This window comes from Cryptosporangium japonicum (assembly GCF_039524755.1).
In the GTDB taxonomy this organism is placed as follows: Bacteria; Actinomycetota; Actinomycetes; order Mycobacteriales; family Cryptosporangiaceae; genus Cryptosporangium; species Cryptosporangium japonicum.
In genome coordinates this window covers 222,213-235,705 of sequence record NZ_BAAAGX010000003.1, presented here as the reverse complement: position 1 = coordinate 235,705, position 13,493 = coordinate 222,213, and the positions used below count along the sequence as shown (strand labels likewise).

The window sequence follows — 13,493 nt, the reverse complement described above, 5'->3', positions numbered from 1 at the left end:
TCAGGGTGCGCAGCGCTACGGCATGGGCCGCGAGCTCTACGCCGCTCACCCCGTGTTTCGCGAGGCACTGGACGAACTAGTCGCCGGCGGGCTGCCGGACGCGTTGCTCGACATCATGTTCTCCGACCGCGACGCCCGGCTCGACGAGACCGGGTACGCGCAGCCGGCGCTGTTCGCCTACGAGGTGGCGCTGACCAGGCTGGTCGAATCAGTGGGCGTGCACCCCGATCTCCTCGTCGGCCATTCGGTCGGCGAACTCGTCGCGGCGCACGTCGCCGGGGCGCTCTCGCTGCCGGACGCGTGCCGACTGGTGACCGCACGGGGAGCCCTGATGGGTGCGCTCCCCCGGGGCGGAGCGATGGCTGCGCTCGGCGCCACCGAGGCCGAGGTCGCGGAAGCCCTCGCCCGAGTCGGCGGTACCTCGGCGGTCGACATCGCCGCGGTGAACGGACCCGCGTCGGTGGTCGTCTCCGGCGACCGGGACGCGGTAGACGCCCTGGCCGGCGAGTTCCGAAAGCGGGGTCGGCGGACGCGGACACTCACCGTGAGTCACGCGTTCCACTCCGCCCACATGGATCCGATGCTCGACGCGTACAGCGAGGTCGTCGAGTCGGTGTCGTTCGCGGCGCCGCGGGTGCCCGTGGTGTCCACCGTCACCGGTGCCGCCGTGACCGCCGAGGAATGGAGCGACCCTGCGCACTGGCGGCGAAACCTGCGTGAGCGGGTCCGCTTCGGCGCGGCGATCGAGACCGTGCTCGCCGCCGGGGCCACGACCGTTCTCGAGGTGGGGCCGGCGCCGGTACTCACCGCGATGGTGCACGAGACGCTCGACGCCTCGGCCGGGCACACCGCCGTCGTCGTCCCGGTCGTGCGCTCCGACCGGGGCGAGACGGAGTCGATTCCGCAGACGCTGGCCCGCCTGCACGTCGCAGGGGTCGCGGTCGACTGGGCCGGTGTGCTCGGGACCGGGCCGACGGCCGACCTGCCCACCTACCCATTTCAGCGCGAACGTCTCTGGTTGACGCCGTCCCGGGCGCGCGGCGCTCACGACCTGACCTCGTCCGGCCTGAACGCCGCCGGTCATCCGCTGCTCAGCACGGTCGTCGAACTGCCGGAGACCGGTGGGGCGGTGTTGACCGGAACCGTATCGGTGGCGACGCACCCCTGGGTGGCCGATCACGCGGTGACCGCCGACGTCCCCACGCCGCTCTTCCCGGGCACCGCGCTGGCCGAACTGGCCGTCCGAGCCGGCGACGCGGTGGACTGCGGCCGGATCGAGGAACTGGTGCTCGAACAGCCGCTCCTGCTGACGTCCGACGCCGTGGTGGCCTTCCGGGTCACGGTCGGTGCCGCGGAGACCGAAGGGCTGCGACCGCTGACGATCTTCGGTCGCCGGGCCGGCTCGGCGGAGAGCTGGGTGCGCTACGCCACCGGACTCGTCGGTCCGACGGCTCCCTCCGACCCGGCCGACCTGGGCCCGTGGCCTCCGGCCGCCGCGGAGGCGATCGCGCTCGACGGTTTCCACGCCCGGTTGGCCGAACGGGGGCTGATCTACGGTCCGGCGTTCGGCGGCCTGCGGGCGGCCTGGCGCGTCGGCGACGACCTGTACGTGGAAGCCGAGTTGCCGGTCGGCGCCGACGCCGAGCAGTACGGCCTGCACCCGGCCCTGTTCGACGCCGTGCTGCAGGGGGCGGCGCTCCAGGCGGCCGAGGACGTCGGCGTGCCGTTCGCGATCAGCGGCCTGACGCTGCACGCCGGTGGTGCCGGCGCGGTACGAGCGCGCCTGACGTCGGGGGCGAACGGCGACCTCCGGGTGACGATCACCGATCCGGTCGGAGCCCTCGTCGCGACCGTCGAAGCGATCAGACTGCGGACGCTGGACCGCGACGGCCTGCGCGCGACGGACGCCGGGCACCCCGGCGCGCTGTTCGGTTTGGACTGGATCGAGGCACCGGTCGCGGTGACCCGACCGGCCGCCCGGGAGATGTGGGCACTGCACACGGCGGGTGACCCGGACGTCGGACGCGACCTCGCGGCCGGCGGGCTTCCGCTCGTCGAGACCCCGGAGCCGGTGGCCGCGCTGGGCACCGGCGTGACCAGGCACGCCGTAGTCGCGGTCCGAGCGGACACCCCGGCGGTGCCCGACGACCTGCACGCCGCCTGCGCCCGGGTCCTGGCCGTCGTGAGGGAGTGGGTGTCCGCCGACACCCCGGCCGACTCACGGCTGGTGGTCCTCACCGAGCGGGCGGCGTCGACGCGCCCCGGCGAGGACGTCGACGGGCTGGCCGGTGCCGCGGTGCGCGGGCTCGTGCGCTCCGTGCAGACCGAGCACCCCGATCGGCTGCTGCTCGTCGACGTGGACGACCTGGCGACGGCGGCCGGACCGTTGACGGTGGCCACGGCCACGGCCCTGACTTTCGACGAGCCGGAGGTGGCCGTGCGTGACGGGCGCGTGCTGCTCCCCCGGCTCGTGCCGGTCGCTCCGGCCGCGAAGCGGCCGGAGCATCCCGGGACCGTCCTGGTCACGGGGGCGACCGGCGGGCTGGGACGGCACGTCGTGCGGCACCTCGTCGGCGAACACGGCGTTCGCGACCTGCTGCTGACCACCCGCCGGAACCCGGACACGCCGGTCCATCGTGAACTCGAGCACGACGTCACGCGCCTGGGCGGACGAGTAACCTGGGCGAGGGCCGACCTGGCCGATCCGGCGGCGCTCGACGCGATCGTGGCCGCGGCCGAGCCGGCGATCAGCGGAGTGGTCCACGCGGCCGGCGCCCTGGACGACGGTGTGGTCACCGCGCTGACACCCGAGCAGCTGGCGACCGTGCTGCGACCGAAAGCGGATGCCGCCTGGCACCTGCACCGGCTGACCCGCGATCGCGGCCTGTCGATGTTCGTCGTGTTCTCGTCGGTCGCCGCGACGTTCGGGACCGCCGGGCAGGCCAACTACGCGGCGGCGAACGCGTTCCTGGACGCGCTGAGCGCGCACCGCCACGCCCTCGGGCTCCCGGCCACGTCGCTGGCTTGGGGCGCCTGGGACGTCGCGGACGGTATGGCCGGGCGGCTCGACGGCGTGCACCGCTCGCGTACCGCGTCGGGCCCGCGACCCTTCACCGTCGCGCAGGGCCTGGCCGAGCTCGACCGGGCGCTCGGCCACGAACGTCCGCTGCTGCTCCCGATGAGCCCGGGGGAGACCTCGGCGGGAAGCGGCCCGGTGCCGGCTCTCCTGCGCGGAACGGCCGGCACCCGACCGGTCGCGCGGGCGAGGGCGTCCGCCGGGCGGGTGCGGGCCGACACGCTGGCCGCGATGACGGCCGACGAACGGCACCGCGCGCTGGACGATCTGGTGCGCACGGCCACCGCCGACGTGCTCGGCCACCGGGATCCGGACGCGATCGCCGACATCGACGTCTTCGCGGAGTTGGGCTTCGACTCCCTGATGTCGGTGGAGCTGCGCAATCAGCTCGCGGCGGCGACTGGCGTCCGGTTGGCCACGACGGTCGTGTTCGACCATCCGACCCGCTCCGGACTGGTGGACGAACTGAACCGCCGTTCCGCGGTTGCGGCCTCGGCCGGCCCGGGCACCGCCGCGCGAGGTGACCACCCGGAGGACGAGGGGACGACGCTCGCGGCGCTGTACCGGCGGGCGTCCGAGCTGCGCCGTTACGAGGACGGCTCGACGCTGCTGGAGCTCGCGTCCCGCTTCCGGCCCCGGTTCCGCTCCGCCGACCGGCCCGGCCCCCTGCCGGACGCGGTCCGGCTGTGCACGGGGCCGGACGGACCGCCGCTGATCTGCTTCCCGTCTCCGACGGTGTTCGGTGGCCCGCACGAGTTCACACCGTTGGCCGTGGCCTCCCGTGGCGTCCGGGACGTCTGGTCGGTCGTCTACCCGGGCTTCGTCTCCGGCGAGCCGCTGCCCGCTGACTTCGCCACCCTCGTGGACCACCTCGCCGGGGGAATCCTGGCCCGTGCCCGGGGCGGGACGTTCACGCTCGTGGGCCGGTCGTCGGGCGGCACCGTCGCGCACTTGGTCGCGGCGCGGCTCGAGGAGCTCGGCGCCCCGGCCGAGGGCTTGGTCCTCCTGGACACCTACCCGCCGAGCAGCACCGCGCTCGGCTACATCCTGCCGGCGTTGCAGAGCAAGTCGCTGGAGGCCGAGAGCAAGGTCGGGCGGATGACCGATGTCCGGCTCACCGCGATGGCGGGGTATTTCGCGTTCTTCAGCGACTGGTCGCCGGTGCCGGTCGACACCCCGACCGTGCTGATCCGGGCCGCCGAGGAAGTCCCGGGCGACGAGGAGCAGGAGACGGAGGTGGACTGGCGTTCGTCGTGGCCCCTGCCGCACACCGCGATCGACGTACCCGGCAACCACTTCACGATGATGTCCGACCACATCGGCGCCACGACCGACGCGATGGAGACGTGGATCCGAGCGGTGTCGGATCGTCCGCAGCAAGAGAGGACCCGACCGTGAGTGAGCAATTGGCCATCGACTCCGTGTTCCGGCACCTGGGTACGAACTTCGCCGGGACGCTGCAGGAGAGCATGGGAATCGAGTACCTGGAAGTCACCCCGCAGCGCGTCGTCGGACGCCTGCCGGTGGCCGGCAACACCCGATCGTTCGGCCTCCTGCACGGCGGGGCGTCCTGCGTGTTCGCGGAGACGCTGGCGACCGTCGGTGCCGCGCTGCACGCCGGTCCCGGCCGGCTCGGTATCGGCGTCGAGATCAACGCCACCCATCACCGGTCGGTACGCGGTGGCTGGGTCCGGGGCGTCGCCACCGCCGTACACCTCGGCTCCACGCTGGCCAGCTACGGCGTGGACCTCACCGACGACGAGGACCGGCGGATCTGCACCGCCCGGGTGACCTGCATCCTGCGGGACCGCGACCGCACCGCGACCGCTCCGACCGTGAGCCTCGGCGTGAACGAGGACAGCCCGGTGTCCGCGGCGGGGAGGACGGCATGACCTCCATCGACACCGCGACACCGGCGTTTCTCGCCCGTCGGCCGGACAACGCCGGCGGATCGCTGTGCGTCCGGGACCGCGCCGCCGGCACTCTGCTCCGGCTCGACGTCGGCCCGGCCGGGATCGGCACCCCCGACCTGGTCGGGGAGGGGTTTACCCCGTCGATCGCCCCGATGATCACGGCCGGTGATTTCGACGGCAACGGCACGACCCAGGTCTTGTGCGGGCTGCCGGTGGCCGGCGGGGCGCGCACCGTGCAGATCCGCGCCGTGGCCGGAGCGTTGGGACCCCGCGCGGCGGTGCTCAGCGTCGACCAGGCCGGAGACGTCCGGATCTCGTTCGTCGACGTGGGGGCCGAGTTCGTCCAGTGGTCGACGGGCGTCCTGACCACCCTGGCTCCGGACACCGTCGTCCTCGGCATGGCCGACGTCACCGGCACCGGACGGCCCGACCTGGTGGTGCGGCGCGCCGACGGCGGCGTGGGCGTACTGGAGTTCCCGGAGCGTCCCGGCAGTGGGGTCTGGTTCGACCTCGGGACGTCGTTCGACGGTGCACTTGTCGTCACGGCGCTCGACCGCGGCTCGGACGACCCGGCTGATCTGCTCGCGCTCGACCCCTGCGGCGACCTCCTGCTCTTCCCGCACGCCGGGGTGTTCTGGCCGCAGGACCCGGCCGCGTCCTTCTCGGCGCCGATCCGGATCGGCGGTGGGTTCGGTGACTACGAGTTCGTGGGGTGATCGGGTAACGCCGTTACGCCTGGTCTGCGGACTCTTCCGGGGCCTCGGCGCGCTGATTCCCGACGACCCGTACACGGTCTGGACCGGACCGGGTGGACCGATCACGATCACGCCGCTGTTCCTGCCCTACGACTCCCAGTTCCAGCCGTTCTCGGTGCTTCCCCGGCCGGACGCGTCCCCACTCCAGCGGCGGCCCGACGACGGTGAGGAGTGGTCGTCATGAGCGCGTTGGCCGACGCGGTGACGAACGGGGCGGACGCCCGGTTGCTCGCGGCGCTGCCGCTTCCCGAGCGATACCGGGCTCTGTACCTGCGGAAGGAAGACGCCGACATGTTCGCCGGCGTCGAGGACAAAGACGTCAGCGCATCGTTGCGTGTCGGTTCGGTGGTGATGCCGGCGCTCGCGCCCGACGAGGTCCTGGTGGCGGTGATGGCGTCGTCGATCAATTACAACACCGTCTGGTCGGCGATCTTCGAGCCGACTCCGACGTTCCGGTTCCTCGAACGGCTCGCCGCGACCGGCGGGTGGGCCGCACGGCACGATCTGCCCCACCACGTGGTCGGCTCGGACGCGTCCGGCGTGATCGTGCGGGTCGGCGCTGGTGTCCGGCGCTGGCACGTCGGCGATCACGTCGTCGTGAGTCCGGTCCAGGCGGACGACCAGGATCCGGCGACGCACGAGGACGGGATGCTCGGCGTCGACCAGCGGATCTGGGGCTTCGAAACCAACTTCGGGGGCCTCGCCGACTTCGCCGTCGTGCGGGCCAGCCAACTGGTGGGAAAGCCGGCTCACCTCACGTGGGAGGAAGCGGCCTGTAATCCACTCTGCGCCGGGACGGCGTACCGGATGCTCGTCGGCGAGCACGGAGCCCGGATCAAACAGGGCGACGCGGTGCTCATCTGGGGAGCAGCCGGAGGGCTCGGTGCCTACGCCGTGCAGTTGGTCAGGAACGGCGGCGGCATTCCGATCGGAGTCGTCAGCTCCGACGCCCGGGCGGACGCGATCCGCCGCCTCGGGTGCGACCTCGTCGTGAAGCGCTCCGACATCGGCCTGTCCGACGACGTGCCCGGCCCCGACGAGGTGAGGGCGATCGGGAGGCGCCTCGGATCCATCATCCGCGGACACCTCGGACGTGACCCGGACGTCGTCTTCGAACACGTCGGCCGGGCCACGTTCGGAATCTCGGTGTTCGTACTCAAACGAGGAGGCACCGTGGTGACTTGCGGTTCCAGTACTGGCTACCACCACGAGTTCGACAACCGGTACCTGTGGATGAAACTCAAGCGCGTGATCGGCAGCCACGCCGCCAACCTGCAGGAACAGTGGGAGTGTGCCCGCTTGTTCGAGTCCGGGGCCCTGGTGCCGACGCTCTCGGAGGTGTTCCCGCTGTCCGAGGCCCCGAAGGCGGCGCGCCAGGTACAGACCAACCGGCACGCCGGCAAGGTGGGCATCACGTGTCTGGCGCCCACGCCGGGGCTCGGGGTGACCGACCCGGCCCTGCGGGCCCGGATCGGCGCGGACCGGCTGAACCCGTTCCGCGTGGCCGCGGCGGTGACCGCGTGACGCCGCCGCGGGCCGTCGGCTTCTTGTCGACCGGTGCCTATCTGCCCGAGCGTGTCGTGACGAACGAGGAACTCGCTGACCGCGTCCCGGGCGTCACGGCGGACTGGATCGAGCGCAAGACGGCCATCCGTGCCCGGCGCTTCGCGGCCCCGGACGAGGCGACGTCGGATCTCGCCGCCGCCGCCGCGCGGCAGGCCCTGGCACGAGCGGAACTCTCCCCGGGGCAGATCAACTACCTCATCGTGTCGACCTCGACCGGGGACTTCCCCCAGCCACCGACCTCGAGCATCGTGCAGCAGAAGATCGATGCCCTGGCCGCGGCGTGCTTCGACGTGAACGTGGTCTGCGCGGGCTTCGTGTTCGGCGTCGAACTGGGGAGGGCGCTCGTGAGCGCCAACCCGGGTGCGCGAGCGCTCGTCGTCGCGGCCGACGTGTACTCGCGGATCCTCGATTTCGACGACCGGCGGACCGCGGTCCTCTTCGGGGACGGCGCCGGCGCGGTGGTGATCGGCGAGGTGGCCGACGGCTCCGGCATCCTCGACCTCGAGTTGAGCACGCACGGTGAAGCACAGGATCTGGTCAAGGTACCGGCCGGCGGGAGCCGGCGACCGACGTCCGCCGCGACCGTCGCCCGCGGCGAGCACTTCTTCACGATGCAGGGCCGCGAGGTGCGTGAGTTCGTGCTGGAGAAGGTGCCGCCCGCGCTGGAGAAGCTCTGCGGCCGGGCGGGCGTCGAGCTGTCGGACATCGACTGCTTCGTCCCCCACCAAGCCAACGGTGTCCTGCTCGACCAACTGGTCCAGCGAGCCGGGCTGGGTCACCTGTACACCCACTACACCTGCGGCAAGTACGGCAACGTCGGTAGCGCGTCGGTCCCGATCGCTCTGGACGACGCGGTCGTCAGCGGTCGGGTCGTCGGCGGCGACCTCGTACTGCTGTCGGCGATCGGGGGCGGCATCTCGGTCGGGACCTGTCTGGCGCGCTGGCCCGTCGAGGTGCCGGCCGGAGCCGGGCGATGAGCGGGCCGTGGCGGGTCGGCGTCATCGGGTGCGGCGTCATGGGTGCCGGTTTCGCCGAATCGTGTTGCCGGGCCGGTCAAGCCGTGACGGTCGTCGTCCGCGACGAGGACGCCCGCAAGCGGGGCGCCGACCGGCTCGCGGACGCACTCGGCCGGGCGGTGCGCAAGGGCCGGATCTCGGCCGACGAGCGGGACCGGGCCCTGACGCGGATCTCCTTCGCCACCTCGCTGTCGGCCCTGCGCGATTCCAACTTCGTATTGGAGGCCGTCCGCGAACGTGCCGAGGAGAAGGTGGAGATCCTCGCCGAACTCGACCGGATCGTCGACGACCCCGACGCGGTGCTGGCGACGAACACGTCGTCGATCCCGATCATGAAGCTGGCCTCGGCGACGCGTTCTCCCGAGCGGATCGTCGGCGTCCACTTCTTCAACCCCGTGCAGGTCATGCCGCTGGCCGAGCTGACCGGATCGCTGCGGACGAGCCCGGCGACGATGGACCGCGCGGAGTCGTTCGTGGTGGACGTTCTGTCCAAGCAGACCGTCCGTACGCAGGATCGCGCCGGTTTCCTCGTGAACGGGCTGCTCGTGCCGTACCTCATGTCCGCGATCCGCCTGCTGGAGTCGCGTGGGAACACCGCCGACGAAATCGATCGCAGCATGACGCTGGGGTGTGGGCATCCGATGGGCCCGCTGGCGCTCGTCGACCTCATCGGCCTGGACGTCGTGGCCGCGATCGGCACCGCGCTGTACGAGGAGACCAAGGAACCGCTCTACACTCCGCCGTCGCTGCTCCTGCGGATGGTCGAAGGCGGGCTGTTGGGCCGTAAGGCCGGCCAGGGCTTCTTCGGGTACGCGCGATGAGCGGCTCCCTGCACGCCATCAGCGATCTCCACGTCGCGTTCCCGGAGAACCGGCGGTTGCTCGACGAGGTCCGGCCGGCTTCCCCGGACGACTGGCTGATCGTCGCCGGCGACGTCGCGGAGTACGCCGCCGACGTCGAGTGGGCGCTGAGCGTCCTGGCCGAGCGGTTCCGCACCGTCATCTGGGTGCCCGGCAACCACGAACTGTGGACGCCGAAGGACGACCCGGTCACGCTGCGCGGCGCCGAGCGGTACGACCACCTCGTCGACACGTGCCGCCGGTTGGGCGTCCTCACCCCGGAGGACCCCTACCCGGTCTGGACCGGCGACGACGGCGCGGTCACGATCGCTCCGCTGTTCCTCCTCTACGACTACAGCTTCCGCGCTCCGGGCACGCATTCCACCAGCGAGTCGCTGCGGGCGGCGTACGAGTCCGGGGTGGTCTGCTCGGACGAATTCCTCCTGCACCCGGACCCCTATCCGACCCGCGAGGCGTGGTGCCGGGACCGGCTCGCGGTCACTCGCGAGCGCCTGGACGCCATCGCCGGGGAAACCGTCCTGGTCAGCCACTGGCCGTTGCTCCGCGCCCCGACGAGGGTCCTGCACTATCCCGAGTTCGCCCAATGGTGCGGGACGACGGCGAGCGCCGATTGGCATCTCCGGTACCGCGCTCGGGTCGCTGTCTACGGTCATCTGCACATACCTCGTACCACCTGGCACGACGGGGTGCGTTTCGAGGAAGTGTCGATCGGCTATCCGCGCGAGCACCGGGTCCGCGGGTTGCCCCGCGGGATGATGCGTGAAATCTTCCCGGCGCGGAGCGTGTCCCCGGCCGGCCGAGGTCCGGCGTGGTGATCGAGTCGATCCTGCCGCCCGGCGTGGCCGCTGCCGACTCGGTGGTGGATCCGCCCGACGCCGAGCTGTTCCCGGAGGAAGAGGCGTACATCGCGCGGGCCGTCGAGAAGCGGCGGCGGGAGTTCACCACCGTGCGATGGTGCGCGCGTCGCGCCCTGGATTCGCTCGGCCAGCGGGCCGTGGCGCTCTTACCGGACCGGCGGGGTGCCCCCGGCTGGCCGGACGGGGTCCACGGCAGCATGACGCACTGTGCCGGGTATCGAGCGGCTGCGGTCGCACCGACCGGCACGGTCGCCGGCATCGGTATCGACGCCGAGCCACACGAGGCGTTGCCGGCCGGGGTCTTCGACACGATCTCGTTGCCGTCGGAGCGGGCGTCGATCCGGCGCCGGCACGCTCGGGTGCACTGGGACCGGCTGCTGTTCAGCGCCAAGGAGTCGGTGTTCAAGGCCTGGTATCCCATGGCGCGGCGCGAGCTGGGCTTCAGCGAAGCGGAGCTGGACCTGGATCCCGGGGGCTCGTTCACCGCTCGTCTCCTCGTTCCCGGCCCGGTCGTCGACGGTCGGCCGGTGACCGGCTACCAGGGGCGGTGGCGGGTCGTCGATGGCCTGATCCTCACCGCGATCGTCGTTCCGAGGCGTGACGCCTTGTGATTGCGACCGTGCCCGCCACGGCGGGCACGGTCGCAATCCGTCCTGGTCGGATGGTCAGGTCACGTCCGCCGCACTGGCGAACAGGGCGGTCGGCAGGTCGGACCGGCAACGGACGTTGAGTTTGCGGTACACCCGGGTCAGATGTTGCTCGACGGTGCTGATCGTGATGAAGAGTGCCTTGGCGATCTCCCGATTCGTCTGACCCTGCGCGACCAGGCAGGCCACGCGGAACTCGGATTTGCTCAATGTCCGCGGTGCGGAGGGCTCGGGGACCGTCCGTCGGGCCGGCGATCGTCCCGCTCCGCTCCGGCCCCGCGCCGCGGTGAGCTCGTCCTGCGCGCGGACCAGCTCGTGGGGGTTCGGCGACCGCTGGAGCGTCGCGACCGCCTCGTCGAGCAACCGCAGCCGCCGAGACGGCTCGGAGACGGAGGCCAGGACGCACAGTGCCCGGCCCCGGTCCGTGTGTTGTAACGCGGAGAGGCTCGCCAGCTCTGTCGTCAGCAGCGCGGTAGCGGCGTCCGGGTGGCCGAGCCCGATCTGCGCCCGGGCCGCGTCGGTACGCCAGGGAACCAGGCCCGACCGTTCGAAACTCCAGCGCCGCAGGAGACTCCCACAGTGCTGGAAGTCCTCGAGGGCGGCCCGGTGCTGCCCGGCCGCGAGGAGGTAGTCACCGCGGGCATGGAGGTAGAGCACGCCCACCGGGGTCTGGAACATCCCCGCCGGAACCGGATGCCGGAGCACCTGCAGCGCTTCCTGGAACCTGTTCTCGGCGGTCAGCGCGCGGAGCAGCGAGGCGAGTGGTAGCCCGACCCCGACGCCCCAGCTCCGGGCCGGGAGCACGGCCAGCGCGCGTCGTGCCTGGGTCTGCGCAGCCGGGAACTCGCCGGTCCGGATGCTGATCGCGGCCCGGACCCCTGCGCCGAGCGCGCGGTGGACCGGGGTGCGCCGGTCACCCGGCGGGACGACGCGGTCGTACCAGTCGGCGGCTCGATCGGCGCGGTCGGCGACGATCAGCACGATCAGTGCCATGAGCAGGGGCATCATGCCGGTCGCCGGGGCGTGGGCGATGTGCAGGAAGTCGAGGACCTGCTCGGCGTCGGCCACCGACGCCTCGTCGGGACCGCCGACGAACACCCGGTGCAGCACTCCGGCGGCCTGGAGACCGACGGCCGTTTCGGCCGCGGCCGGCGGAGTCGCCGCCGCCTCGGCGAGTCGGAAGTGATCCGGGTACAGGCACCGCAGGAGCCGGCGGGGGAGCCTCAGCGCGGCGCCGGATCCAGGGAACCTCCGCAGTACCTGTGCGGCCGCGGCACCCTGCCCCTGCCACAACAGGAGCCGGACCGGCGCTCGGCTGTGGACCTCGTCCAGCCGGCCCTGACGAGCGGCCGTGGTAAGCACCGGGAGATGGCGCGTCGCGGTGTCCGGGTCGACCTGCCATTCGGCCTCCGCCAGCAGGGCGGTGGTCTCGGCCCGCTCGTCCTCGCTGCTGGCGGAGAGCGCGCGGTGCAGTAACCGCACCGCCCCGTCCCCGTCCTCGCCGGCCAGTGCCTGCGCCGCGGCCTCGGTGAGGGTCGAGCGGATCCATGGCCGATCAACTTCGCCGGAAGCCATCAGGTGTTCGGCGACCCGTCGGACGGGTGCTCCGTGCCGGTGCAGCACTTCGGCCGCGTCGGTGTGCAGGCGGGAGCGGGCTTCGGGAGGAATGCCGTCGAGGACGGCGGTACGGATCTGCTCGTGACGGAAGCGTCCGTCCTCGAGAAGCGCGAGGTCGTGGAGAGACCTGATGGCCGACTCAGTGACGACGGGGGACAACGACGCAATCTCGAGGAGCAGCTCCGGTTCACGGGCGTCACCGAGAATGGCCGCTGCCCGTGCCACGTCGCGTGCGGAACCTGCGGACCGATCGAGCCCGTGCCGGACGCTCTGCGCGAAGTGCCTCCCCGGACGCAACGTCCGACGCCTTTCTCCGTGCGGGCGTCGACTCCAGAGGCTGTCTTTCACGAGGGCCTGCATCAGCGCGGGGGAGCCACCGGTGATCCGGTGACAGTCGCTCGCCAACTCCTCGGCTTCGACGGGTTCGCCGCCGGCTTCCTCGAGGAACGTCGCGGCGCCGACCAGGCTGATCGGCTCGACCGGTAGGTAGGTAGCCTGCGGCAGATAAAGGAATTCGGAAAGAAGTCCGCCGCTCCACTGTCCGGTTTCGGTGCGTGTCGTCAGGATGAACAGGATCCGCGCGCGCGCCAGCCTTCGTGCTGCGTACAGCAGGCAGGCCAGCGACGCCTCGTCGGCGTGATGAGCGTCGTCGACGGTGATGACGAGCGGGCTCTCGGCGGCCAGCCGATCGAGCGTTCTGCGGACCGAACGCCGGGTCCGGGCCGACGGTTCCGCGGTTTCCTTGTCGGGAACGAGGACCTGAATTCCGGACGTCTGGAAAAGCTGGTCGAGCACGCTGAATTGCATGGTGCTTTCGGTGGCGGAGCACTGGGCCGCCAGGTGGACGGCTGCTCCGCCCCGGAACAGCTGTCCGGTGTGCTCGAGCAGCGCCGACTTACCACTTCCGATCGGTCCGCCCACGATCGCGATACCAGAGCTGCCATTCCGGCATTTCCGGTAAAGAGTTGTCAGAACCTCACACTGTTGTTCGCGTTCCACAAGCGCCATACAGCCTCCCTCCGCTGGATGCTGACGTGACTGCTGCTACCGCTCAATGAGCACGACGCTCTACGCCCGCATCGTCGAGTCGATGGGGCGACGGGTAGGTCAGGCGGTCAAGCAGCCGGCCGCGCAGGATGAGGCGGGCTCGGGGTGAGAAAAGACCCGGATGCCGGTATCGACAGGC

10 protein-coding genes are annotated in these 13,493 nt (G+C 71.7%); 9 read left to right on the top strand and 1 reads right to left on the bottom strand.

Annotation, left to right across the window (positions count from 1 at the left end; translation table 11 throughout):
- The first annotated feature begins 22 nt into the window (after positions 1-22).
- The 9 genes from ABD437_RS42970 to ABD437_RS02900 are packed head-to-tail and all read left to right on the top strand — an operon-like array spanning position 23 to position 10,654.
- Positions 23-4,474: an SDR family NAD(P)-dependent oxidoreductase gene (locus tag ABD437_RS42970; RefSeq protein WP_425558079.1), complete on the top strand. Its 4,452-nt coding sequence runs from the start codon at positions 23-25 to the stop codon at positions 4,472-4,474.
- Positions 4,471-4,968 (top strand): PaaI family thioesterase, encoded by a 498-nt coding sequence (locus ABD437_RS02935; protein WP_344647153.1) that lies wholly within the window; start codon positions 4,471-4,473, stop codon positions 4,966-4,968. Before ABD437_RS42970 ends, ABD437_RS02935 begins: the two co-directional genes overlap by 4 nt.
- Entirely contained in the window at positions 4,965-5,705 is a 741-nt protein-coding gene (locus tag ABD437_RS02930) for a hypothetical protein (RefSeq protein WP_344647152.1), read from the top strand. Before ABD437_RS02935 ends, ABD437_RS02930 begins: the two co-directional genes overlap by 4 nt.
- Complete coding sequence (locus ABD437_RS02925; protein WP_344647151.1) at positions 5,683-5,928, top strand: hypothetical protein; 246 nt, start codon at positions 5,683-5,685, stop codon at positions 5,926-5,928. Before ABD437_RS02930 ends, ABD437_RS02925 begins: the two co-directional genes overlap by 23 nt.
- Complete coding sequence (ccrA, locus tag ABD437_RS02920) at positions 5,925-7,268, top strand: crotonyl-CoA carboxylase/reductase (RefSeq protein WP_344647150.1); 1,344 nt, start codon at positions 5,925-5,927, stop codon at positions 7,266-7,268. Before ABD437_RS02925 ends, ccrA begins: the two co-directional genes overlap by 4 nt.
- The gene (locus tag ABD437_RS02915; protein WP_344647149.1) at positions 7,265-8,287 is read left to right on the top strand and encodes a 3-oxoacyl-ACP synthase III family protein; all 1,023 of its coding nucleotides are present in this window, start codon (positions 7,265-7,267) and stop codon (positions 8,285-8,287) included. Before ccrA ends, ABD437_RS02915 begins: the two co-directional genes overlap by 4 nt.
- Entirely contained in the window at positions 8,284-9,147 is an 864-nt protein-coding gene (locus ABD437_RS02910; protein WP_344647148.1) for a 3-hydroxybutyryl-CoA dehydrogenase, read from the top strand. The genes ABD437_RS02915 and ABD437_RS02910 overlap by 4 nt, the downstream gene beginning before the upstream one ends.
- The gene (locus ABD437_RS02905; RefSeq protein WP_344647147.1) at positions 9,144-10,001 is read left to right on the top strand and encodes a metallophosphoesterase family protein; all 858 of its coding nucleotides are present in this window, start codon (positions 9,144-9,146) and stop codon (positions 9,999-10,001) included. Before ABD437_RS02910 ends, ABD437_RS02905 begins: the two co-directional genes overlap by 4 nt.
- Positions 9,998-10,654 (top strand): 4'-phosphopantetheinyl transferase family protein, encoded by a 657-nt coding sequence (locus ABD437_RS02900; protein WP_344647146.1) that lies wholly within the window; start codon positions 9,998-10,000, stop codon positions 10,652-10,654. The genes ABD437_RS02905 and ABD437_RS02900 overlap by 4 nt, the downstream gene beginning before the upstream one ends.
- Before the next feature lie 54 nt (positions 10,655-10,708).
- On the opposite strand, the gene ABD437_RS02895 is transcribed toward ABD437_RS02900, so the two are convergent.
- On the bottom strand, positions 10,709-13,315 hold the full coding sequence (locus ABD437_RS02895) for a helix-turn-helix transcriptional regulator (RefSeq protein WP_344647145.1): 2,607 nt from the start codon (positions 13,313-13,315) through the stop codon (positions 10,709-10,711).
- Between the last annotated feature and the right edge of the window lie 178 nt (positions 13,316-13,493).

Bases quoted from the DNA above. Each gene is read 5' to 3' on its own strand.
- ABD437_RS02910 (WP_344647148.1), top strand. From the start codon at position 8,284: ATGAGCGGGCCGTGGCGGGTCGGCGTCATCGGGTGCGGCGTCATGGGT.
- ABD437_RS02905 (WP_344647147.1), top strand. From the start codon at position 9,144: ATGAGCGGCTCCCTGCACGCCATCAGCGATCTCCACGTCGCGTTCCCG.
- ABD437_RS42970 (WP_425558079.1), top strand. From the start codon at position 23: ATGGGCCGCGAGCTCTACGCCGCTCACCCCGTGTTTCGCGAGGCACTG.
- ABD437_RS02895 (WP_344647145.1), bottom strand. From the start codon at position 13,315: ATGGCGCTTGTGGAACGCGAACAACAGTGTGAGGTTCTGACAACTCTT.
- ABD437_RS02930 (WP_344647152.1), top strand. From the start codon at position 4,965: ATGACCTCCATCGACACCGCGACACCGGCGTTTCTCGCCCGTCGGCCG.
- ccrA (WP_344647150.1), top strand. From the start codon at position 5,925: ATGAGCGCGTTGGCCGACGCGGTGACGAACGGGGCGGACGCCCGGTTG.